General features: G+C 58.6%; 17 protein-coding genes. 11 read left to right on the top strand and 6 right to left on the bottom strand.

Annotated elements, in window-relative coordinates:
* The 8 genes from IE102_RS09430 (at position 1) to IE102_RS09465 (ending at position 12,543) form a co-directional block, all read left to right on the top strand.
* The gene (locus IE102_RS09430; protein WP_189486252.1) at positions 1-2,481 is read left to right on the top strand and encodes a TonB-dependent receptor; all 2,481 of its coding nucleotides are present in this window, start codon (positions 1-3) and stop codon (positions 2,479-2,481) included.
* A gap of 77 nt (positions 2,482-2,558) precedes the next feature.
* Complete coding sequence (locus IE102_RS09435; protein ID WP_189486253.1) at positions 2,559-3,971, top strand: alkaline phosphatase D family protein; 1,413 nt, start codon at positions 2,559-2,561, stop codon at positions 3,969-3,971.
* 70 nt (positions 3,972-4,041) lie between these two features.
* Positions 4,042-4,620, top strand: coding sequence for an RNA polymerase sigma factor (locus tag IE102_RS09440; protein ID WP_189486254.1), 579 nt, complete (start codon positions 4,042-4,044; stop codon positions 4,618-4,620).
* Positions 4,617-5,582 (top strand): FecR family protein, encoded by a 966-nt coding sequence (locus IE102_RS09445; RefSeq protein WP_189486255.1) that lies wholly within the window; start codon positions 4,617-4,619, stop codon positions 5,580-5,582. The genes IE102_RS09440 and IE102_RS09445 overlap by 4 nt, the downstream gene beginning before the upstream one ends.
* Before the next feature lie 130 nt (positions 5,583-5,712).
* Positions 5,713-8,937: a TonB-dependent receptor gene (locus tag IE102_RS09450; protein ID WP_229807672.1), complete on the top strand. Its 3,225-nt coding sequence runs from the start codon at positions 5,713-5,715 to the stop codon at positions 8,935-8,937.
* 74 nt (positions 8,938-9,011) lie between these two features.
* Positions 9,012-10,400: a purple acid phosphatase family protein gene (locus IE102_RS09455; RefSeq protein WP_189486256.1), complete on the top strand. Its 1,389-nt coding sequence runs from the start codon at positions 9,012-9,014 to the stop codon at positions 10,398-10,400.
* A gap of 188 nt (positions 10,401-10,588) precedes the next feature.
* Entirely contained in the window at positions 10,589-11,554 is a 966-nt protein-coding gene (locus IE102_RS09460) for a GNAT family protein (protein ID WP_189486257.1), read from the top strand.
* Positions 11,551-12,543, top strand: a complete 993-nt coding sequence (locus tag IE102_RS09465) for a Rieske 2Fe-2S domain-containing protein (RefSeq protein ID WP_189486258.1) — start codon at positions 11,551-11,553, stop codon at positions 12,541-12,543. The genes IE102_RS09460 and IE102_RS09465 overlap by 4 nt, the downstream gene beginning before the upstream one ends.
* On the opposite strand, the gene IE102_RS09470 is transcribed toward IE102_RS09465, so the two are convergent.
* The 6 genes from IE102_RS09470 to IE102_RS09495 all read right to left on the bottom strand — a co-directional run bounded on the left by IE102_RS09470 (position 12,538) and on the right by IE102_RS09495 (position 18,267).
* Positions 12,538-13,680 (bottom strand): ATP-grasp domain-containing protein, encoded by a 1,143-nt coding sequence (locus IE102_RS09470; RefSeq protein WP_189486259.1) that lies wholly within the window; start codon positions 13,678-13,680, stop codon positions 12,538-12,540. The genes IE102_RS09465 and IE102_RS09470 overlap by 6 nt on opposite strands.
* Positions 13,681-13,682: 2 nt before the next feature.
* Positions 13,683-14,924, bottom strand: coding sequence for a F390 synthetase-related protein (locus IE102_RS09475; RefSeq protein WP_189486260.1), 1,242 nt, complete (start codon positions 14,922-14,924; stop codon positions 13,683-13,685).
* Complete coding sequence (locus IE102_RS09480) at positions 14,908-15,675, bottom strand: MBL fold metallo-hydrolase (protein WP_189486261.1); 768 nt, start codon at positions 15,673-15,675, stop codon at positions 14,908-14,910. The genes IE102_RS09475 and IE102_RS09480 overlap by 17 nt, the downstream gene beginning before the upstream one ends.
* Positions 15,672-16,631 carry an NAD-dependent epimerase/dehydratase family protein gene (locus IE102_RS09485; RefSeq protein ID WP_189486262.1) on the bottom strand — a complete coding sequence of 320 codons (960 nt, stop codon included), beginning with the start codon at positions 16,629-16,631 and terminating at the stop codon, positions 15,672-15,674. The genes IE102_RS09480 and IE102_RS09485 overlap by 4 nt, the downstream gene beginning before the upstream one ends.
* Complete coding sequence (locus tag IE102_RS09490; RefSeq protein ID WP_189486263.1) at positions 16,628-17,569, bottom strand: 3-oxoacyl-ACP synthase III family protein; 942 nt, start codon at positions 17,567-17,569, stop codon at positions 16,628-16,630. Before IE102_RS09490 ends, IE102_RS09485 begins: the two co-directional genes overlap by 4 nt.
* Before the next feature lie 212 nt (positions 17,570-17,781).
* Complete coding sequence (locus IE102_RS09495) at positions 17,782-18,267, bottom strand: Lrp/AsnC family transcriptional regulator (protein ID WP_189486264.1); 486 nt, start codon at positions 18,265-18,267, stop codon at positions 17,782-17,784.
* A gap of 186 nt (positions 18,268-18,453) precedes the next feature.
* On the opposite strand from IE102_RS09495, the gene IE102_RS09500 reads away from it, so the two are divergent.
* The 3 genes from IE102_RS09500 (at position 18,454) to IE102_RS09510 (ending at position 24,601) form a co-directional block, all read left to right on the top strand.
* The gene (locus IE102_RS09500) at positions 18,454-21,264 is read left to right on the top strand and encodes a TonB-dependent receptor plug domain-containing protein (protein ID WP_189486265.1); all 2,811 of its coding nucleotides are present in this window, start codon (positions 18,454-18,456) and stop codon (positions 21,262-21,264) included.
* A 105-nt stretch (positions 21,265-21,369) separates the two neighbouring features.
* Entirely contained in the window at positions 21,370-22,974 is a 1,605-nt protein-coding gene (locus tag IE102_RS09505) for an amidohydrolase (protein WP_189486266.1), read from the top strand.
* 28 nt (positions 22,975-23,002) lie between these two features.
* Entirely contained in the window at positions 23,003-24,601 is a 1,599-nt protein-coding gene (locus IE102_RS09510; protein ID WP_189486267.1) for an amidohydrolase, read from the top strand.
* The last annotated feature ends 38 nt before the right edge of the window (positions 24,602-24,639 follow it).

The raw sequence follows: 24,639 nt of genomic DNA on the forward strand, positions 1-24,639 counted from the left end.
ATGACTTCTAACCGTTTCAAGCCGTTTCTCATGACGTTCTGCGCGGCTGCCGCCTGTATGGTGGCGCCTATGTCGATGGCGCAGGCGCAAAGCCCGGTGGCCTTTGCCATTCAGGATCAGCCCCTTGATCAGGCCCTCATCGAATTCGCCCGCGTCGCCAATGTGCAGGTTCTGTTTACACCGGATATGGTGCGCGGTAAGCGCGCTAACCGGGTCAGTGGTACCTTGCCGGCCGATAAGGCCCTGAACGCCCTGCTTAACGGCACTGGGGTGGGCATCAAGAGCATCAGCGCCGATGGCCGCACCTTCTCACTGGGGGCCACGGCCATTGCCGAAGACGAGCCGGAACTGGTCGTCGTCACCGCGTTAAAGCGCTCATCCGCCATCGCCAGAGTTCCGGCGGCTGTGGTCGCCATGAATGCCAGTGAAATTCGTGAGCGCGGCATCAACGGCGCGGACGGTCTGGTCGACGAAGTGCCGGGTGTCTCCATCAACTATTCGACCGGTGGCACCGGCTATGGCCTTTTGAGCATCCGCGGCATCGGCGGGGCGGACGACTATAAGCCCAATGGCTCGCCTTCGGTGGCTTTGCATGTTGATGGCATCTATCAGACCTCGAACGCCTATGTCGGCATGCCGTTATTTGACCTTGACCGCATCGAGGTTCTGAAAGGCCCACAAGGCACGCTCTATGGCCGTAACACGACCGCAGGCGTCATTAACGCCCTGACCAAAGGCCCATCGGAAAGCTTTGAGGGCTACGCCGATGTTCGCGCCGGCAATTATGACTATACCCGCTTTGAAACCGCATTTGGCGGCAAGGTCAGCGAAAACTTCGGCGTGCGTCTGGCGGTCATGGCTGAGAACGGCGGCGGCTTCATGGACGGCGAAGGGGCGGGCACCCTGGCCGGTTTTCGCCCCAGCATTAGCGGCGTGGTGCAAACCCAGGTGCCTGCGGTCACCGATCCGGGTAAGCGCGAAGGCTTTGGCGATAAGGATCTGGTGGCCGCCCGCGCCACCTTTTCGTTTGATTTCGCGCCTGAGACCAATCTGACACTTAAAACCTTTGCCAGCCGCGACCGGGGCGACAGCCGCCAATATGACCGTCTGGCCCGCACTCAGGACAATACCCAGTTCAACGCCGGTGAGAATGCTGACCCCTACAGCTTCTATTCGCAGAAATACTTTACCCATGCCTATGATATCCGCGGCCTGTCGGGCACGCTGACGCACCGCCTGAAGGACAACCTCAACCTGACGGTTGTGGGCGGTGTTCAATCGACCGATCGCACCGACGGCGGCAATGGCGACGGCTCACCCTATCCCGGTTATGAGTACGCCTTTGACGAAACCTTGTCGCAGGCTTCGCTGGAAATGCGCCTGAGTGACGATAACGGCGGCAAGTTCGACTGGATTTTGGGGGCGTTTTACCTAAGCGACTCGGCTGATTTCGACTCGACCTGGACCAGCTTTACCGTGCGCTCAGTCTACGACAACAATCACGAGCAGCGCCGTAACTCCTTCGCTCTTTTCGGTCAGGGCGATTACAATGTCACCGATAAGCTGCGTCTGTCGGCGGGCCTGCGCTATACCCGCGACACGGTCGATTACAAAGGCCAGAACATCGACCATAATCCATGGGGCATCTCGATCTACAACACGACCTTTGCCACGGTCAGCGGTTTTAGCTGGGACCAGAATTTTGAGGACGACAATCTGTCGGGCCGCCTGACGGCGCAATATTTCATCAGCGATAATCTGAATATCTTCGCGTCGGCCTCTACCGGCTATCGCGGCGGCGGATTTGACGGCACCTCGATCATGACGCTGGAAGAAACCCTGCCGTTTGATTCAGAAACCGTCACCGCCTATGAAGCCGGGGCGCGCTGGTATAAGGGCCGCTTCCGGGCGTCGGCAGATGTCTTTGGTTATAAATTCAAGAACCTTCAGGCGACGACCCGTCTGGCCAACGACACCAATGGCCGTACCAACGTCGGTAAGGCGGAAACGTCGGGTATCGATCTGGCGGTTGGGGCGCGTCTGTTTAACGGCGAGACCCAAAAGCTGGATGTCGACCTGTCGGCCGCCTTCCTGGAGTCGGAAATCACCGAATACATCTCCCGTCGTGCGGCAGATGTGACGGCGACCTTGGGCGATCCCTTGCCGGGCGCGCCGGATGTTACGGCTAACCTCAGCCTGACGCACCGGGTGGCTTTCAGCGGTGGCTGGGATCTGACCTCGCGTCTGACGGTCGCGCATCACGGCGAAGAGTCTAATCGCCTGAACGCCCTGCCGAATAATACGGCTGAAGCCTATACCCTGACCAATATCCATATTGATCTGGCTTCGCCCGCCGCATGGTCGGTCTATGCCTATGGTAAGAACGTCACGGATGAGGTCTATTTCCCCGAAATGAACGGTGCGTCGCGTCTGGTGGGCGCGCCGGCGACCTATGGCCTGGGGCTGCGTTACAGTTTCTAAACTTAGTATAGTAAGCGTTGCGTAACGGCGTCCTCTCCTGATGGAGAGGGCGCCATCGCTGTTTTCAGGAGAGGCTCATGTCTGTGGATCGCCGTACCGTTATTGCGAGCGGGCTTTTTGCCGCCTCGCCCTTCAAGGCCCTGGCGCAGTCCAATGTGCATTGGGACGGAATACCGCGTCTGATGCAGGGGCCTGTGCTGGGGTGGTGCGCCAGTACGGAAGCTACGGTCTGGACGCGCGCCAGCGGGGCCTATGCCGTATCCATTCAGTACGACAAAGACCCGCGTTTTTCGTTGGCAACGACCACACCGGCCCTGACGGCGGCTGCGAGCGATGACTTTACGCAGGTGCACAGGCTGAGCGGCCTCACGCCCGGTGAGACCTATGCTTACCGTGTGCTGATCAATGGCAAACCCAACCCCGATGAGGTGGGGTTTGAGCCGCATCGTTTGCGGGCCGCCTCAGTGGGCCCCAGCCGGTTTAGGATGGCTTTTGGCTCATGTGCCAGACGGGCGCGCTATCCGGTGCAACCGATCTGGAAGGCGGTTGAACAGGCGCAGCCGGATCTGTTTATCTGGGCCGGTGATGCGGTCTATGCTGACAGTCCCGATCCGGCGGTGGTGGCCGAAGAATACCGCCGTCAGCGCGATCTGCCTGAAATCCGGCCGTTCATGGCGTCAGTGCCGCAACTGGCGATCTGGGATGATCATGATTACGGCCTGAACGACCATGACCGCAGACATCCGCACAAGGAGGGGGCGCTGCGGGTATTTAAGCAGTACTGGCCAAATCCGGTGGCGGGCTTATCCGGCGTGCCGGGCACGTTTTTTAAGCATAGTCAGGGCGGCGTCGATTTTTTCTTTCTGGATGTACGCTATAACCGCGACCCCAATATGGACCCGGACACGCCGCGGAAAACCATGCTGGGTAAGGCGCAGTTCGACTGGCTGATGGCGGGGCTGCGCGCCTCAAAAGCGCCGTTCAAGGTGCTGGTTTCGGGGTCTGGCTGGAGCGACGCCAAGGTGGTGGGGGCGGATTCGTGGGCCTCATTTACCCATGAACGTGACCGCCTGTTTAGCCTGATCATGAAAGAGGCTATCACCGGCGTGATCCTGCTGTCCGGCGATACCCATTTTGGTGAGATGAACTGCCTGCCGTGGTCAGATAAGGGCGGTTATGACCTTTATGAATTTGTAAGCTCACCTCTGGCGCAGGACACCGAAGATCTGTTTTTGGATTATCGGCCCATTCTGCGCGTCCGGCAGGCTTACCCCAAGGATGTCAATTTTGGCGTGGTCGATTTTGATTTAACCCTGTCCGATCCAACAGTGACCTTTGACCTGCGCGACGAAGGCGGTCAATCGGTATGGGCACCGGTGACAGTGCGGGCCTCAGACCTCACGCCGGGCCGGATATCGTGGCCCAAAACACTGGATACGGTGTCTAAGTTGCGCTGGGAGCGCTTTGTCGCCACGGGGCGGTATTATTAAATGTCGGGTTTTGGCTACCTTGCGCATCATCTCATGAGTCTGTCACAAAAGGCGGCTAAAGCGAGGCGGTGTGAGTATTGGCTGGAGACGCGGCGTGGAGCCTCAGCGGCATGACGATGAATGGGCGGCCATCCGCCTGATTGTGCGCCGCTATGCCCTAAGCCGGACCCGCCAGCCTGATCTGGCCGACGATATTGCGCAGCAAGCTGTGCTGAACGCCATTGAATATCAGCAAAATCATATTGTTATCAGCCTTCACGCTTTGGCGTTTCGTATCGCGGATAACCTGATCAAGGGTCATTACCGGCGGCTTAAACCCATTTCGGACATTAGTGAAATTGACGGTATGGCTTGCGCGCGCCCCTTGCCGGACCGGATCACCGAGGATCGCGCTGAAACGCGGGCCATGCTGGAGGCGCTGAATAAGATGCCGCCGCTCAGGCGCGATGTGTTTATGCGAAGGCGCCTTGATGGCCAAAGCTGCGAAGATATCGGCCGGGCCCTCAATCTTAACCCCAAGGCGATCGAAAAACATATTACGCGGGCGCTGGTCGATCTGCATGCCGCGCGCCGCAAATGGCGAGAGGTTGAAACGCCCGACAAAACTATAAAACCAGATAACGATATAGAAGAAGGGTGGGCGTCATGATCAAGGTTGTGAACGAGCCAAGCCTTTTGTCGGTTGAAGATGAGGCTGCGGCGTGGGTTGTGGCCATGATGGCGGAGACGGTGCCGGCCCATACCGAGCGTCAGTTTGAACTATGGATCAAGGCCCATCCCGATCATGCGCAGGCCTATGCGGATATGTGCGCAAGCTGGCAGGCCGCCCCGGTTGAGGACGCCCTGACGTTTAAGCGACGTCAGGGGGCCTCGCGCCAATTTATAAGCGTGGTAGTTGGTGGGGCGCTGGCCGCCTGTCTGGTGCTGGGGTTTGTGGGCGTGAATACGAGATCGGTAATGTTGCCGTCCTTTAAGCCGCAGCCGACCTATAGCGCCAGCCTGATGACCGGGCCGGGCGACATTCAGGATGTGGCCTTGCCCGATGGCACACGCATCGCCCTCAGCGGCAATTCAGCACTGACGGTGCGTTACGAAGGCCGTCGTCGTCAGGTCAATCTGACGCGCGGTGAAGCCTGGTTCGATGTCGCCCATGACGAAAGCCGCGCCTTCCATGTGGCGGCGGGCGAGGCTGAGGTCAAGGTGGTCGGTACGGCCTTTAATATCGATCTTCTGGATGCCGTAACCACCGAGGTTTCGGTCTATCGCGGTAAGGTGCAGGTGGCGGCGGGTGAGCGGTCCGTGGATCTGACTTTGGGGCAAAAGGCGATCAGTCAGAATGGCCGGATCGCGCGGTCGATGTTTGATGCGCAGGCCATACCGGACTGGCGCGAGGGCTGGTTTGAGGCCGAGGATATTGAACTGGGGCGATTGATTGCCGAGGTTAATCGCTTTGCCAAAACGCCGGTCAGGATAGCTGATCCGGACCTTGCGGCAAAAACCGTGTCCGGACGTTTCAAGGTCTCTGATCCGGCGCTGGTGTTAAGCGGGCTGAAGCAGGTCTACGGCATTGAGGTCAGGCAGGGAAAAACCGTCACGGTACTGACGAAATAAAGGGTGGGTGAGAAAATGTGTCTGATTTCATTCATAAAACATTCATAATAAATTTTGTCGGGAGCCGGGACCCGCGCGCATCTCCCCTCATGCGAGGCCGATGGGGGCCGCGTTTACCGGAGATTTAAACGTGACGACGAAATTCAGACTTGTGCAGGGACTGTCCGTGCTGGCGCTTATGGCTGGGGGGATGGCCGCGCCGCTGATGGTTCAGGCCCAGACCCAGGTTACCGCCACCCAATCCTTCAAAATTGCGTCCAAAGACCTGTCGGCAGCTTTGAAAGACTATTCAAAGGCCACCGGCCTTCAGGTCATGGTCGATCCCGATCTGGTGCGCGGGAAACGCTCGGCAGGCGTGTCGGGATCGCTGACGGCGCGTGATGCCCTGACGCAGCTTCTTAAGGGCACCGGCCTGAGCGCCGATATCTCTGGCGGCTCAGTTGTGGTACGGGCCGTGCCTGTTGTAACGGCGGCGACCTCTGGGACGGCCACTGCGGCACCGGTCGCGGATGCTGAGATCGAAACCGTCGTTGTGCGCGGTTATGCCGCCGCTATGCGCGAATCCCTCGATAACAAGCGCAAGAACAAGAACATCTCCGACCGCGTCAGCGCCGACGACATGGGCAATCTGCCGGTCGCCAACGTCGCTGAAGCCTTGGCCAAAGTGCCCGGCGTCAATGCTGTGCGCGACAGCCGCACCGGCGAAGGCGACCGCATCACCGTGCGCGGCCTGTCGACTGAACTTAACAACTACACCATGAACGGCGTGAAAATGTCGGGCGCTGGCTCGCGCGACGCTCAGTTTTACCGTGGTGTGCGCCTAAGCTTCCTGCCGCCGGAAGGCATTTCTGGCATTACGGTTCATAAGACCATCATGCCGAACATGGACGGCGATGCCCTGGGCGGCACGGTCGAAATCGACACCCCGACCGCGTTCAGCTTCAAGAAAGACACCCATATCGGCCTGTCGGTTCAGGGCGGGGTGATGGATAAGTTCGATAATCCGACCTCATCCAAGGCAGCGATTTCCTTTGCGCGTAAATTCTCGGATCGTCTGGGCGTGTTCGTGACGGCGTCCTATTCCAAGCGCAATACGCAGTTTGAGGAAAACGGCGGTGACGGCGACAGTCAGCCGCGCACCTGGTATTCCAACTCTGAGACACTGGATGTCGATTTGAACGACTTCGTGTTCCGCGGCATGCAAATCGCCACCGGCGAAACCGAAGTTGAGCGCAAAGGCCTTAACGGTTCGCTCGACTGGCGCGGTGATGACCATGAGTTCCACCTGCGCGGGACCTATAACGAATATAACGAAAAAGAGTTCTCGACGCGTCTGAACTTTCGTAACGACACGGGCCAATTCTCGCGTCGCCTGACGCAGGTCAATCTTGGCGATACGACTCTGAAATCCCCCGATCAGATGATTATCGGCAGCGATAGCCGTGGCAATATCTATGGCTACACCACGGCGCAGATCATCGACCGCCCGACGGTTAAAGTCATCATTGATGGTAAAGAGACGATGGTCGGTGATGGCGTTATCACTGATCAGGACATGACCAGCACTGCAAATGCCAACTCGCTGTATTCGCTGAATGGCGCATCCGGTGTGTGGGACCCGCAGGGCTTTCGTCTGCGCAGGTTCTGGGAAGGCAGCTATTCGACCGGGCTTTTATCGTCGCTGAACTTTGGCGGTAAGAGCCGCTTCGGTCAGTTGACGGTCGATTATGATCTGTCGGTATCAAAATCCGAAGATGAATCCGACGGCGACTACGAACTGGAATTCCGTTCAAACAAGTATCGCTGGCTGGGCAATGAAGGCGTGGGCGTCGATAGCTCCGGCGACAGCCGTTACCCGAAGTGGGTGCTGAACGATGCGGGCCTGAAGGCCGTTCATGATCCGGCGAACTATGCCTTTTCCGGTCTCGAAGCCGGGGTGTCATCGGTCAGGGAAGACCTGAAGCAGGCCCAGTTTAACCTCAACTATGAGTTCAACCATGACTGGCTGCGTAACTTCAAGGCCGGTGCCAAGTATTATAAGTCCGACCGTACCAAGTTCGAAGGCTCATTCCTGAACCTTGATATGGACGGCACTCTGGCCGATTTTGCACCGTTCTACGGCGATCCGGTCAATAGCTTGTTTGACGGGGAATATAGCGGGGATTACCGCCTCGGCATCGTGCTGGATAACGATAAGATGCTGGCGGAATTGGCGCGCGCGACGGCCGGCACCAGCACGTTCTTTGACGGTGAGGCCTTAACCCCCGATGCTGCCACCATCTCTGATGAAGACAGCTTTGGCTTTGAGGAGCAGGTGACGGCCCTTTATGCGATGGGCGAAGCCGAGTTCGGCAAGCTTCAGGTCATCGCCGGGGCCCGTATCGAAAAAACGGAAAACACGGTCCGCGCCTGGACCATGGACCCTAAGATCGGCAACGAATATAACCTGACCCAAAGTGATTTCACCAACGTCCTGCCGTCGATCCACGCCACCTATAAATTCCGCCCGGATCTGTTCCTGCGCGGCGCTATCTGGACCAGCTTTGCCCGTCCGGACATCGCCCGCATGAGTTCGGCCAACGAATATGGCTATAATGTCGATCCCGATGGTGATGGTGATGAAAACCCGACAGCGGACTGGGAACTGGTGTCGATCGCCAAGGGTAACCCTGACCTGAAGCCGATGGAAGCGATCAATTACGACCTGTCGCTGGAGTGGTATAACGGCAAGACCGGCGCCTATTCGGTCGCGGTATATTATAAGGACATCGAGAACTTCCTGTTCCGTTCGTCATCCTCCAATATCCGCAACGGTACGACCGGTGAAAACGAAGACCCGAACGGCGTGGTCATCTCCATGCCGAACAACGGCAAGAAGGCGACCGTCGAGGGCATGGAAGTCAGCGCCCGTCAGATTTTCCACTGGCTGCCGTCACCGCTGGATGGCTTTGGTATCGGCTTCAACGGCACTTTCCAGACCTCAGAAGCGGTTACCGGCCTGAGCTGGCACCCGGATGGCTATACCTTGCCGCTGATGGAGACGCCGGAGCGGGTCTTAAACCTTGAACTGTTCTACGAAAAGCATGGCTGGGAAGGCTATATCGCCGTCAATCACCAGTCTGAAATGCTCAACGGCATTCAGGATTTCGGCAACAATCCCTATGAGCAGGACTATACCTTTGTTGACATGAAGGTGCGTAAGGCCCTGACCCAAAAGGCCACCGTCAGCCTCGATGTTCAGAACATGTTCGATGAACATACCTACTGGATTTCCTACGGCCCGACCGAAGCCTCCAGCCGCGCGTTCATCAAAAACGGACGCACGATCAATCTGAGCTTCAGCTACGTCTATTAATTCCCTTATCCCCTAAACTTGCGGAGTTTCCGGCCAACCGGAGACTCCGCCTTTTGCTTTTTAAAGGCAGCTTCATGACCTCATCTGCGAAATATCTGGCCGTGCGGGCCCTGCTGACGGCGGCGGGGCTGGCCATCAGCGTGCTGGCAACGGCGCAAACCGTGCCTGCGCCTGCGCCCCCTCTGGCGGCGGCGACGGTTGAACCGGAACGGATTATCCTCAATCTCACCGGCGATCCACAGCATGAGATGGCCATCACCTGGCGCTCAGCCGCCGGATCGGCTCCGGGTAAGGTGCAGTTTGCAATATCGGAACCCGGCCCGAATTTTGTGGCCCGCACTACCGAAGTGGCTGCAAAGACCGAGGCCCTGACCCTCGATGTGCAGGAGCAGGCAGGTTTTCAGGCGACCTATAATTCGGTGGTGCTGACGGGACTGAAACCGGCCACCCGCTATGTCTACCGTGTCGGTGATGGCACGAACTGGTCGGAATGGTTTCAGTTTTCGACGGCGGGTGCGCCTGGCGATAAGTTCACCTTCATCTATCTGGGGGATGCCCAGAACAATGTCAAAGAGCACTGGTCGCGGGTATTGCGCGAAGCCTTGCGCGAAGACGGCAAGGCGTCATTTATGCTGCACGCCGGTGACCTGATCAACCGCCACGCCAGCGACCGGGAATGGGGCGAATGGTTCTCGGCCGGTGGGTTTATCCATGCGCAAACCCCGTCGATCATGACGCCGGGCAATCACGAATATGGCCGCCCGATTGATGACTCTGGGGCACGGTTGTCGCCTCAGTGGCGGGCGCAATATACCTTGCCCGAAAATGGGCCGGAAGGCCGTGACAAGCTGAAAGAAACGGCATTCTACGTCGATTATCAGGGCGTGCGAGTGATCTCGGTCGATGCGCCGCTGCTGCATGGCGATGAAGCTGAGCGGGCCGCCCAGGTTGCGTGGCTGGATAAGATTCTGGCCAATAATCCCAACACCTGGACGGTTATCAGCCTGCATTTTCCACTCTATTCGTCTGAGCCTGACCGCGATAATCCGCGCGTGCGTGAGGCGCTTAAACCGCTGATCGATAAATACAAAGTTGATCTGCTGCTGCAAGGCCATGACCACGGCTATGCCCGCGGGGCGGCACCTACGGCGCGGTCAAAGCAACACCCAAAGGATGATGCCACGGTCTATGTGGTCTCGGTCGCGGGGCCTAAGATGTATGCCGTCTCGGATCTTGCGTGGGCCGACCGCAAGGCCTCACAGACCCAATTGTTTCAGGTGCTGACCGTTGAGGGTAAGTCCCTGAACTATAAGGCGTTCACTGCCAATGGTGAGCTTTATGATGCGTTCTCGCTAACCAAGGACGCTAAGGGCCGCAAAACGCGCAAAGACCTGAAACCGGCAACCCCGGAATTGTGGACGCCGGGTAAAAAACCGCCAAAAAACGGCGACCTGTCCCAATAGTTACAGCAAAGGCGGCATATTATTTGCCGCCTTTTTTGTTGCCAATTTATAGGCTAAGTTCATGCCCGAAAAGACCAGAGGGGGATGGGCGTCAATTGAGCGGTTTTCAGTCCCCTGCGGTCTCAAGCTTAATAAGTAATCTCCAAACCGAATGTACGACCGTGAATGTGGGGGGGCATGACCTGCCTGTGACGCGCAATGACGGCGGCGACGTGACCAACTATCTGTGCTGCCCCAGTGCGGCCTATATCGATTATGCGATTGATGAGCTGCGGCATTTTTCGGCCAAACCGTGGCTTAAGGGGCTGTTGCGCGGCCTGATCGAATGTGCCCGTCCGCTGATGACGGCGTCACGGCTGGATCGGCAGGTCCAGCCCAATAATGGCCTTGTGGCCACCAACCTTTTTCCCGATCTGTCGCAGGCCGATATTGCGCAAGCCACCCGCGCCCTGACGGCCTTATATCCGAGCCATAGCCTAATCTGGCGGTCAGTCAATGATCAGTCCATGGCTCAATTAAAGGCGCGGTTTGAGGCCGCAGGATATCACGCTTTTCCCTCGCGGCAGATATATTTGTTCGATGCGCGGGCGGTGGCACCAAAGGTCAGCCGTGACGAAGCGCGCGACATAAAGCTGCTGGCCCGTGGCGACTATAACTGGACGCAAGGGCCATGGCGGCCCCAAGATTTCGACCGCATGGCTGACCTGTACCGGCAGCTTTATCTCGATAAATATACCTGGCTGAACCCGGTCTATACGCCTGTGTTCTTAGAGCAAGGCCACGCGACGCGGACGCTTGATCTGCACGCCCTGCGCAATCATGACGGACGGATCGACGGGGTTGTTGGCTTTATCGACCATGGCGATTCCATGGCAGCCCCTGTGGTTGGCTATGATACGGAACTGCCCGCCGAACGGGGCCTATACCGGCGGTTAATGGGGATTGCGATGACGCGGGCGCGTGAACGGCGGCTGTTATACAATATGAGCGCGGGGGCGGCGGGTTTTAAGCGCAATCGCGGTGGCACGCCTGCGCTGGAATATCTTATGGTCTATAATCGCCACTTGGGTCTTGGCCCGCGTCTGGCAGCGTATCTGGTGCGCAGCATTCTCAACACCATAGGTGTGCCCATTCTCAAAAGGTTTGAACTGTGACCCCGGTAACGCCCTCTTCGTGGATAGCGGTGTGTGCAGCCCGTGATCTGAAACGCACGCCGCGCCGCTTTGTCATTGCGGGGCAGGCGGTGGTGGTTTTCCGCTCCGGTCGGGACATAGCGGTCTTTGCCGACATATGCCCCCATCGTCTGGCGCCGCTGTCCGAAGGCCGTGTGATCGACGGAGGCATTGAGTGTCCCTATCATGGCTGGCAATTCGATGGCACCGGTTTGTGCCGGATGATACCGGGAGCGGTCGGGCCCGTACCGCGGGTACGTCTCGCTCCCATGGCCGTGTGTGAACATGACGATCTGATTTTCGTATCATTGACGCCTACTGAGGCCCCACCCTATTCGGGGCGTCTTAGTGGGGCGGGGAATGTCTCCGCTCTGGTCGAAAGCCGCGTACAATCAACCCTGATCGATGTCGCCGAAAACATTCTGGACGCCAGCCATACTCACTTTACGCACAAGGGGCTGCTGCGGGGGCTTAGCGCACGCAGGCACAGGGTTCGCGTCGACATTACCGGCGGCCTTGGCTGGGTTGAGGCGCGGTATGAAGGCGAGCCGCGTCAGGAGGGCCTGATCAGCCGACTGCTGGAGGGCGGGCGTGGCATCAGCATAGGCCGCTTCATGGCGCCGGGTATTGCTGAGATCGAGTTCTGGGGGCCGCAGCGCCTCAATCTGGTGACCACGTTTCACCTGCGTCAGGAGGTGGACGGGCAGGTCGCGGGCCTGGGTATCCTGTCGGGGCCAACCGAATACGGGCTGGGTTATGTTAAGGCGGCGATTTTCAAGCCCCTGTTTGCGGTGGCGCTGGCGCAGGATCGCCATATCCTTCAGGCCGCGTCGGGCAACCGGAAAGTGTTCGGTGACCCTAAGCCGGTGATCGGGCCTCTGGATATATTGCGCTCATCAATTGAGGCGATTTTGAAAGGCGAGCTTCCGCCGGTGACGCATCAGCCCGTCCGTATGATTATGGAGCTATAGCAGCGGCGTGCCGTTCCATTCGATATCAGCGGTGGCGGCGGCCTTAAGGCCTTGGCCGCTTCGGACGGCGCGAACCGTGGCCTCAAGCAGGGCCAGCATCTGCCAGGGCCTTGTGCTGCGGTCAGACGGATGTTCCAGCAGGTGGGACATGGTGGTGAAATCGCGCCACCACGGGCCAAACTGGCCACGACTCAGGCTGTCGGGCAGGCCATAGATCAGCATGGCCAGAGGCACGCCCATGGGTTGATCACCGCTCGCCGTGGCCGGATGGCCCTCAATCAGTGCCTTGGCCAGTTTGTCTTCGAGACGGAAAAAATGTGCGCCGGTTGTAGCGCGCGGATTACATTCCAGCACATGGATTTTGCCGGAACCATCGCGCCGGAAATCAAAGGAGATCTGACCCGTCCAGTTTGTGTGGCGAACAAAACCGGTGACGAACTGATCAATGACCGGCTCGGATACCGGCGCAACCATAACGCCCGCGCCAATGCCGCGACCGGCGCGGTACAGCGGCCGGTACGCCTGAAGAGCCGCCACCCGACCGTGATGGGCCACGGCGTAGACACACAGTTCTTCGCCGTTTAGGTAGCGTTGGGCGATCCATGGATCGTCCAGCGTCGGGCAAAGGTCGTCCAGGGTTTCAGGCTGCACGCGGACGCGGTCGCCAAAGCGCGACCAGATTGGCTTGAACACCCATTCGGCCGGAGAGCTGAATGTGCGCGCGTCATCCGAAGCGGTCAGTAAACGGGTTTCCGCGGCATCCGCGCCAAACCCCTGCGCCACCTGGCAAAAGCGGTACTTATTATGAACCTCAGCCAGTCGATCAAAAGGCGGGGCCAAAAGCGGAAGGGAATAGCCAAAAAGGTCTCTGGCGGCGGCCAGATAAAACACCTCTTCGCAAGTCGGCAGGATGAGATCAATGCCGTGCCGTTCAACCACCTCGGCCACGGCGGCAGCATAGGCTTTAGGCGACGTACGGGCCGGGGGCAGCGGTGCGAAGGCTTGCGCAAAACGGCTGGCGCGCGCCAGAGGAAAGCGCAGGCTGTCGGCCAGTATGACACTGTGGCCTTCTGCCGCCAGACAGCGGGTCAGGTGCAGGGCGACGGGGGCGCGGGCACCGGCGATGAGTATGCGCATCCCTATCCCTTCCATATCCTCTCAACCCGCCTGAGTTTGCGCGCCGAGGTCGAAAGGGTTTCCTGTCTGAGGGCAATATGGGCGGTGATGTTGAGCCCTGACAGCAGGTTCGATACAGCTTCTTTCGCCTTCAGCGCGGCCTCTGGCGGCGTATCGATTGGCAGGATGAGGTCTATGTCGGACGGCCCGGTCTGGTTCAGGCGAAAATCCGTGATACGCCGGTCGGCATCGACAATGGCATTGCGCAGAATATCAGGCGTTATGGTCTGGCCCGACAGTTGAAAAAGATCATCGCAGCGTCCGGCAATCTCCGTCACCGCCTGATAGGGTGAGCCGCACGGGCAGGGCGTCTGAGACAGGCGCATCAGGTCATTCATGCGGTAGCGGCACATGGCCTGTGTCGTGCGGGTGAAATCGGTAATGACGGGGCTGACGAGGTCGCTGCCCGCCACCGCTTCAAAGTCAAAGTGCATGACATCTTCGCACAGATGCAGGGTGCCATGGTCACAGGCAACACCGAGCAGGCCCTCTGTGGCCATGTAGATCTCACGCACGCGGATATGAAACCGCGCCTCGATCACCGTCTTATCAAGCGGATCAAGGACTTCGGCACCGGAAAATATGCGCCGCAGGGGCAGGTTCATCCCCTGTTCGGCCAAAGCGCGCAAAACCTTGGGCGGGGCAATGATCGTGTCGGGGCGGTAGTCCGGCAGTCTGGCAAAAATAGCCTCCAGACCATCATTCAGGTCGAAGAACCTTAAAGTCAGGCGCGGTGTTACGGCGGCGGTCTTATAGAGGGCCGAATTCAGCGGCAGGATCAGGGCGATGCGCGCCGTATCGCGCGGAAAACGCGGCAGGGTTTTGGCCAGCATAACCCCCAGCCACGCTTGCCGCTCCTGATCTGATACCACATAAAGCCCACGATTACCGCTGGTGCCGGTACTGGCGCCAATGCTGTAGCCGCGTCTTTGAGGGGCATGGCCACTGAAGATTTTCCAGCCCTCATCCGCCGTAATGCCGGGGGCATTGAGCTGTGCAAAGTTGGCCATAAGTTGCGCCTTATCCATGACCGGCAGGGCATCAAAACGGCAGTCATGGAGGTGTGCATAATATGGGAAGGCGGGCAGGGTTTTACGCATCAGGCGCTTAAGCCCGCGCGCCTGCCATCTGGCTACGTCTTCGCGAGTTTTTAAGAGTCTGGCCAGCCAGAGCGTGCGAAAAAAGGCGCTAAGAAACGGGATCATGACACAGCGCAATCTCATATCCGGCCAGACTCGCGCGACGCAGCAAAGCCATGGAGTCCGTCATGGCCGCCTCATCGTCATAGACCCACCGTGCCGGGCCGCGCGGGGGGCGATCCTGAGCTATGGCCTCACCCAACCACTGGGCATCGGCGGCATAGATCAGCTTATGCTGCGGCCACACCAGACCGCAGTGGCCGGTGGCATGACCGGGTAAATCAATGGCCAGCAGGCTGGCATCACCAAAAAGGTCGTGGCCGCGCCCGAAGGGCAGGTCGGCTACCGGAAGGTCTTCGATGGCGATCAGGCGGTCTTCGAAATCGTCGGGCAGGAGTTCCGTGAACAGGCCATGGCGCAGCTTTTGCCACATCGGTTGGGCGTTGATTTTATCCCAGCCTGCGGCGATAAAGCGGGCCTTTTCGAACCGGCGCAGTCCGCTGATGTGGTCGGCATGGAAGTGCGTCACGAAGATATATTTCACATCATCGGCCCTAAAGCCCAGATCGGTCAGAACGTCTTCGGGCTGGATCTCAAGGCGCGGGCGCAAAACCCCGGCATAGAGCCTGAGTGCCAGACTGCGGCGTCCTGTGGTCACTTCGGGCCCATAGCCGGTATCGATGACAATCGGGCCGTGACGCGGATGCACCCAGACGCCAAAGCGCACCCCAAGTTTGATGGTGCGCAGGTGGCCTTTGGCCAGAACCAGCCATTCGGGAATGCTGAGGGTCGCGCTGTTGGCGAAGACCGGTCTCATGAGGCAAGGGTCCGGCGCAAACCTTCGCTGAAATCGATCTGCGGGTTATAGCCCAGATCACGGCGCGCCGCCGTCAGATCGAGGGTCTGGCTGAACGCCAGTATGCCTACGCCGTAAGCCGTGATCGGCGGTTCCGGCTGCCCGATACGATGTCGTGCGATATATTCGGCAGCGCGCGCCGCCGCCAGTGCCAGCCATACGGGCACGGGCCGAAAGCGCGCGGTCACGCCTGCGGCCTCACTGGCGCGGGAGATGATGTGGTGAACCGCTATGGCTTCCCCGCCTGAGATGTTGAAGGTGCGGCCATTATAGCTTTGCGGGGCGTCAATGGCGCTCACGATGGCGGCCACCACATCGTCAACATGGGTGAGGTCGGTCACTGCGGCTCCGTTGCGCAGCAGGGGCAGGCGCTGTGTTTGAGCCGCCCGGATAAGCCGTGGCAGCAGGGCGGTGTCGCCCTGACCATAGATGCCACGGGGGCGTAAGATAAGGGTGTTCAGGTCTGAGGTGCGCGCCATGTCTTCTGCGATCGCCTTGGTGGCGGCATAGTCATTGACTGGCGGTGGTAGCGGGGCGTCCTCAGACAGGTTCAACTGGTCGCAAAACCGAAAGGCGACGCTGGGCGAGGATATGGCCACAAAGCGCCTGACCTTAAGTTGGCGGGCGATAGTGATGGCGTGTTGTGTGCCGGTGACATTGGCCTGTTCAAACGCCGTGCGCAGCCCCCACGCCGACGACAGGGCCGCGGCATGAACAAAGGCATCGGCCTGATCCCACGCATTAAGGGATGACGCATCGCCAAGGTCTATAGTTTCAAATTCAATCCCATCGGCGCGCAGGGCTTCGCCTTTCAGGACATCACGGCCGAGCCCCAGCACCTGATGACCAAGGCCATGCAGATGGCGGCACAGATGTCCGCCCAGAAAGCCCGTGGCACCGGAAACGACAATTTTCATAGGATCATCGCCAGTCCGCCCAGAGACATACCGGCGGAAGTGCCCAGTATCAGAGTGCGCAGACCTGCCGGATGGCGTTGCCGCGCCAGATGCAGGGCGGTCGGAATAGAGGCCGCGATCTGGTTACCGTAATCGCGCACAATGTTCATGACGATATCGGCAGAAAAACCGCACCGGCGGGTCAGGTGCGCCAGAGCGCCGGGGCTGGCCTGATGAGGCACAATCAGTTCGACATCGTCGCGCTGCCATCCGGCCTGATCCAGCAGGCGGTCCAGAAACGGCTCGAAATGGCGCAACGTCAGCTTAAACAAAGCGTCGCCTTCCATGTGAAACCGGCTGTGCCTGTCGAAAGCCTCACGATCGGTATGATAGTCATAGCGGGTGCCACCCGCCCCCAGTGAGCAGGCGTCATAGCCCGACGGATAGGTTTCCATGCGTGAGGCCAACAGGCGGCCATCGCCTTGGCCGGTGATGACAACCGCCGCCGCGCCGTCACCGAACAGGGCCGCCGTCGCCGGGTCCTGCGCCCAGGGCAGGGCGCGTGAGGCGACTTCTGAGGCGACCACCAGCGCCACCTTATTGCCGACCATGCGGCTGGCGATATCAAGCGCCGTGACAAAGCTCAGGCAGGTCGAATTGATATCGAACGCCATGCAACTACCGTCGGTTATGCCTAACCGCGCCTGTATCAGAGGCGCCGTGGACGGGATCGACTGATAGGGCACGGCGGCGGCAAACAGAATGAACTCTACATCGTTTGGCGACAGGCGGGCTTCGTTGAGGGCTGCGCGGGCCGCACTTACAGCCAGGTCAATCTGGTCTTCCTTATCGCAGACATAGCGACCATAAACCCCTGAGCGCCGGTAAAGCCATCCGGCCGGGCGTCCGATAAGGGCATCAAGATCTTCTGACAGGCGTAAGGTTTCGGGCACGGCCATGCCACTGCCTAATATTGTCAAAGGACGAACTTCCGTCACGCTGGTCCCGTTCTCAACTCTTTGGCTCGCCCCTATGGAATGCCCGCCAAACTATATGTAGCCCGCCGGTCATGGCAAGCGACTGTTTGTCCTGAATATCAGCTTTCAGGGAGGTAAACCTATGGCCCGGATATTAAAGTGGAGATATCAAGCACGGCTACTTTAATCTGTATTTATCCGTGGAATATTATCGGTGGGGTTGTCAGGTTTCTGACTTCGCGCATGACGAAACTGCTTCTAATCTTGGCAACATGGGGCAGGGTCGACAGTTCCCGGCGATAGATTGAGTCGTAGGTTTCAAACGAGGCCACGTTCAGGATCATAATAAAGTCGGTGTCGCCTGAAACAAAGCTGCAGAAAGACATGGATGGACTTCTGAGAACGGCCTGTTCAAAATCGTTCAAGGCGTGTTCTGCCTGAGAAGACAACTCAATCGAGACTATAACAATCATGCTCAGGCCAAGCGTTTTGTAATTCAGATTGACTGTGTAACCTGAAATTATGCCGGATTCTTCTAAGATTTTACGGCGACGGGCAACGGCTGTACTTGACAGATTGAGCCGCTCGCCTAACGCAACATCCGACATACGCCCGTCTTCAGTCAATTGTCGTAAGATTTTGTAATCTGTAGCATCAAGCCGCTTAGTGTCGAAATTCATCAAAAAAATCCTCTTTTGGTTCCGATTTCAAACCATATGCTAATAAATAGACTGAAATTTCCGAGATATTCAACCCATCGTCATGTTAACGTCATGTTTATAAAGTTCCGCGGCGCGTATTTGCCGGCCTAAGCCACATAAATATTACAGGAGGAAACCACACTTCGACACATAAGGGGATTTAGTATGTCGAAAACAAGGTTTCCAAAGTTACTAACGGCTACATCATTGGTCGCACTATTTACCTGCAGTTCCGTATGGGCGCAGGAAGCCCCGGCACCCGCACCGGACTCCGCTGAGGAAGAGGTGCAGGAGGTCGTGGTCACCGGCTCACGCGTTGTGCGCAACGGCTTCGCCGCCCCCACCCCGGTCAACGTACTGGGCAAGGAAGAAATCAAGGCCGAAGCCCCCGCCAATATCGCTGATTTCGTCAACACCTTGCCATCGGTTAAGGGCAGTGCGACGGCTTCCAACTCATCGGGGGCCTTGTCGAACGGTCAGGCGGGCATCAGTGCGTTGAACCTGCGGGCTCTGGGGACGGGCCGCACGCTGGTTCTGTTTGACGGGCAGCGCTCGGTGATTTCGTCCGCCACCGGCCTTGTCGACACCAATACCTTCCCGCAGTCGCTGATTGAGCGCGTCGAAGTCGTGACCGGCGGGGCCTCTTCGGCCTATGGTTCCGATGCCATCGGCGGGGTGGTCAACTTTATTCTTGATAAGAAATATACCGGCTTCAAGACGACGGCTGAATACGGCGAAACCGCCGAAGGCGATGCCGAAAACTGGAAGCTGAACGCCACCTATGGCACCGGCTTTGCCGATGACCGCGGCCATTTCCTGCTGAGCTACGAAAAGGCCAAGCAGGAAGGGGTGCATTATACGGCGCGCGATTGGGCCCAAAAGGGCTATTTCTCGATGCGTAACCCCAATACGGCGGCGGGGCAGCCCTTTTATATCGTCTCTGACGGCATTGGTTTGTCGAGCCTAACGCCGGGCGGTCTGATCACGGCCGGGCCGCTGAGAGGCACCTATTTCGGTGAAGGCGGTTCGGTCAATCAACTGACCTACGGCGCATCATCAGGCCAGTGGATGCTGGGCGGTGACTGGCAATATCCGACATCAGGCATGATCGGCACCAACAGTCTGGTGGCCGGTGATGATCGCGACAGCCTGTTTACGCGTCTGAGCTATGAGGTCACACCGTATCTGAACGTGTTCGCTCAGGCGTCCTACGCTAAATACGAAGGCCTGAGCTACTATATCCAGCCGACCACGACGGGCGTGACGATCCGCTCAGACAATGCCTATCTGCCCGCATCGGTCCGCACGGCCATGACCAATGCTGGCGTTACGTCGTTTGTTATGGGCACCAGCAACGGCGATATGCCCGCGTCTGGCAGCACTATGGAGCGCGAAACTCAGCGTTATGTGGTCGGCGCGGACGGTAACTTTGATGCGCTCGGCTTAGGCTTTAAGTGGGACAGCTATTATCAGATGGGCATCACCGATACGGTCGAAGCCCTGACCGATACCTATAACAACGCCCTTCTGACGCTGGCGACTGACGCGGTTTTCCGTCCCGGCACGACCGAAATCGTCTGCCGCTCGACCCTGACCAATCCGACCAATGGCTGTGTGCCGCTCAACCGCTTGGGTATCGGTGTCGCGGATGCCGCAGCGCTTGACTATGTGCTGGGCACGCCGACCCGTAAGCAGCGCTTTGAGCAGGATGTGGCGGCCGTCAACTTCTCGACCAGCGACATCATGGGCTGGGCCGGGCCGATCTCTCTGGCCTTCGGGGCGGAGTGGCGTCGTGAGGCGATGGATGGCTTTGTGCCGCCGCAGTACCAAAGCGGGTGGAAGTACGGTAACTTCAAGGTCTCGACCGGCTCCTACGAAGTGGCCGAAGCCTATGTCGAAGCCGTGGTGCCGATGTTCAAAGGCTTTGATCTGAACGCCGCCTTCCGCTATGCGGACTACTCGACCTCCGGCGCGGCCCGTCCGTGGAAAGTCGGCTTTACCTATGCGCCGATCGAAGACATCAAGCTGCGCTACACCATGTCGCGGGATATCCGCGCGCCGAACCTGTCGGAGCTTTACGATTCCGGCACGGCCCGCTCGAACTCGGTGGCCATTAACGGCACGTCGGTAGCCTTCGTGCAAAACCTTCAGGGCTCGACCCTGGTGGAGCCCGAAGTGGCCGATGGCATCGGTGTCGGGGTGGTGGTGCGTCCGCGCTTCTGGCCGGGCTTTGAAGCTTCGGTCGATTATTATGACATCGAAGTCGAAGGCGTCATCAGCTTCGTTACCGCCCAGCAGGTTGCCGACTATTGTAACATCAACGGTATCCAGAGCTACTGCAATAACATGATCTATAGCGGCCCGACGCTGCAGACCATCAACCTCTATTATGACAACCTCAACCGCATGCTGGCGCGCGGTATGGATATCGAGGCCTCCTACCGCTTCAATCTGGCCGATGTCTACTCCAAGGCCAGCGGGTCTTTAAGCCTGCGCGGTATGGCGACCCACTACATCACCAACATCACCGATGATGGCGTGACGGCGGTGGATTTTGCTGGCTCCAACTCCGGTTCGACACCTAACTGGGTTTACCGCATTACAGCGCTCTATAAGCTTGATCCGTGGACGATCAATCTGACGGCGCGCGGGGTCTCCGACGGGGTTTTGTCGAACGCCTATACCGAATGCACCAGCGGCTGCCCGGTCAGTGTCGCCCCTTACTACACCATCAACGACAATACAGTTGACGGGGCGGTCTATTTCGATGTGGCGGTCAACCGCGTCATCGAGATCGGTGGCGTCAAGGCCGAAGCCTATCTGTCCATCAAGAACCTGATGGATAAGGACCCGGTACTGTTGTCCAGCCCGGCAAACCTCGGTGCCGAAAATACCCCGGCCTATCTGCAAACCAACCGGGGGCTCTATGATGTCATGGGCCGCGTCTATCGCGTTGGCCTGCGGATGGAGTTCTAGCTGTAATCCCCATGCCCTGTCGTCCCCACGGCAGGGCATTTTTATTACCGGTCACGTCTGAAACGGGCGTGCATATCCTCTTTAAAATTACAGGAGTAAACGCGTATGACTGTGTCCAGACGTTTTTTGAGTGCCCTGCTGCTGGCGACCTGCCTGACAGTGCCGTCTTTAGCCCATGCCGAGGCCAGCCCCAAACTGAAAGCCGCCGCTCAGGCCGGCGTCAAGGACCGCACGGTTCTGGCCCAGCAGATGGTCGATTCGATCTATAGCTTCGCCGAGCCGGGCTTTCAGGAATATAAGACTTCTGAATATGTGACCGGTATTCTGGAAAAGAACGGTTTTACCATCACCCGTGGTGTCGCCGGTATCCCTACCGCCTGGACGGCGACGTGGGGTGAGGGCGGGCCGCTGATTGCGCTCGGTTCCGATATTGACGGGCTACTGGGCCTGTCGCAGGTGCCGGGCAATCCGGTGATCACGCCGCAGGTGCCGGGTGCGCCCGGTCACGGCGAAGGCCACAACTCCGGTATGCCGCTGGTGGTGGTGGCAGCATTAGCCGCCAAGGATGTCATGGTGGCCAACAACATCAAAGGCCGCCTGATGATCTGGCCCGGCGTGGCTGAAGAGCTGCTGGCGACCAAGGCCTTTTATGTCCGTGACGGCGTGTTCAAAGGCGTTGATGTCTCCATCTTCACCCACGTCAGCAACGATCTGGGCACTTCATGGGGGCCCATGTTGAGCGGTATGGTGTCGGTCGAATATAGTTTTAAGGGCAAGACTTCGCACTCGGCCGGCGCACCGTGGGCGGGTAAGTCCGCGCTCGATGCCGTGGAGTGGATGGATCTAGCGTGGAACATGCGCCGCGAGCATTTGCCAGTGACGCAGCGTTCGCACTACATCATCACCAATGGCGGCAGTCAGCCCAATATCGTCCCCGGCGACGCCAGTGTCTGGTACTATTTCCGGGAGCTGGATTTCGCCTCCGTGCGTAATATGTACGAGACGGGTAACACCATTTCCGAAGCGGCGGCGCAGGCGACGGGCACAACCGTGACCCGCAAACTGCTGGGCTATGCGGCACCAAACTACGGCAATAAGCCTCTGGCCGAAGCCGCCTATGCCAATATGCAAAAGGTCGGTTTGCCGCAATGGTCAGCCGATGATCAGGCCTTTGCCAAGGCCGTGCAGGAAACCAACGGCTTTAAACTAAAGCCGCTGACGACCACGCTTTCGCCTTTGTCGACGCCGGAAATGCGGGCGGGCATGAACTTTGGCGGCTCGGACGATATCGGTGATGTCATGTGGACCGTGCCGACCATCACTATTTTCTATCCCTCAAACGTGCCCAACACTATCGGCCATAACGTGACCGCGGCTATGGCTATGGCGACGCCGATCGCCCACAAAGGGGTCGTCAATGGCGCTGAGGTGTTGGCCATGACCATCATGGATATCGTCACCACCCCGTCACTGGTGAAAGAGGCCAAGGCCTTCCAGCAGAACGTGCAGTTCAAGGACGTCAAATACGATCCGGTGCTGACGGCTGAGGATACGCCGGCCATCCACCTCAACAAGGAAACCATGGAGCGTCTGCGCCCGCAGATGGAGGCGTTCTATTACAATCCGTCCAAATATAGCTCCTACCTTGAGCAACTGGGCGTCAAATATCCGGCGGTGGCCGTGCCGCCTGCCGCCAAAAGCGGTCAATAATTACACATAATCTCACGGAGTAAACTTCATGCACATTTCCAAACGCTCACTTATGGCCGCGCTGATGGCGAGCGCCCTAGTCCTGCCCGCAGGTCTGGCTCAGGCCCAGGCCAGCCCCAAATTGAAAGCCGCGGCTCAGGCAGGCGTCAAGGATCGCGCCGTCCTGACCCAGCAGATGGTCGATTCGATCTACAGCTTCGCTGAGCCCGGTTTTCAGGAATATAAGACCTCTGAGTACGTCACCGGCATCCTAGAGAAGAACGGCTTTACTATTACGCGCGGTGTCGCCGGTATCCCTACCGCCTGGACGGCGACCTGGGGTGAGGGCGGGCCATTAATTGCGCTCGGTTCCGACATTGACGGGCTGCTGGGTCTGTCGCAGGTGCCGGGCAATCCGGTGATCACGCCGCAGGTGCCGGGGGCTCCCGGTCACGGCGAAGGCCACAATTCCGGTATGCCGTTGGTGGTCGTGGCCGCTCTGGCCGCTAAGGATGTGATGGTCGCCAACAACATCAAAGGCCGTCTGATGATCTGGCCCGGCGTGGCTGAAGAACTGCTGGCGACCAAGGCCTTTTATGTCCGCGACGGCGTGTTCAAGGACGTCGATGTGTCAATCTTCACCCATGTGGCCAATGAACTGGGGACATCATGGGGCCCCGCCGGCAATAACGGCATGGTGTCGGTGGAATACACATTTAAGGGCAAGACCTCGCACTCGGCGGGTGCGCCGTGGGCCGGTCGCAGCGCCCTTGACGGGGTGGAACTGATGAACGCCGCCTGGAACATGAAGCGTGAGCATCTGCCGGTCACGCAGCGGTCGCACTACATCATCACCAATGGCGGCAGCCAGCCAAATATCGTCCCCGGCGAGGCCAGTGTCTGGTACTATTTCCGGGAGCAGACTTTTGAGTCCATCCGCAACCTTTATGAGACCGGCAATACGATCTCAGAGGCCGCCGCTAAGGCCACCGGCACGACGGTCACCCGCCGCGTTCTGGGCTATGCCGCGCCGAACTATGGCAACAAGCCTTTGGCCGAAGCCGCCTATGCCAATATGCAAAAGGTCGGCCTGCCCAAATGGTCAGCCGATGATCAGGCCTTTGCCAAGGCCGTGCAGGAAACCAACGGCTTTGCGCTGAAACCGCTGACGACCAAACTGGCACCGCTGTCGACGCCGGAAACGCGCGGGCCGTCTATGGGCGGCGGATCAGACGATATTGGTGACATCATGTGGACGGTGCCCACCATCACCATCCGCTTCCCGTCCAATATCCCCAATACTATCGGCCACAACGTCACGGCGGCCATCGCTATGGCCACCCCGATTGCCCACAAAGGGGCGGTCAATGGCGCTGAGGTTCTGGCCATGACCATCATGGATATTGTGACGACCCCGTCGCTGGTGCAGTCCGCCAAGGACTATCAGCAGACCGTGCAGTTTAAGGATATGAAATATGATCCGGTCCTGACCGCCGAAGATACCCCAGCCATCCACCTCAATAAGGAAACGATGGAGCGTCTGCGTCCACAAATGGAGCCGTTCTATTACGATCCGACCAAGTATAGCTCTTACCTTGAGCAGCTTGGTGTCAAATATCCGGCGGCGGCAGTCCCTCCGGCTAAGTAAAAACTACTCGGCCCTATCCCCTTGGTCTGGTTCTTTTG

Origin of the sequence: Asticcacaulis endophyticus, from assembly GCF_014652575.1 — a bacterium.
In the GTDB taxonomy this organism is placed as follows: Bacteria; Pseudomonadota; Alphaproteobacteria; order Caulobacterales; family Caulobacteraceae; genus Asticcacaulis; species Asticcacaulis endophyticus.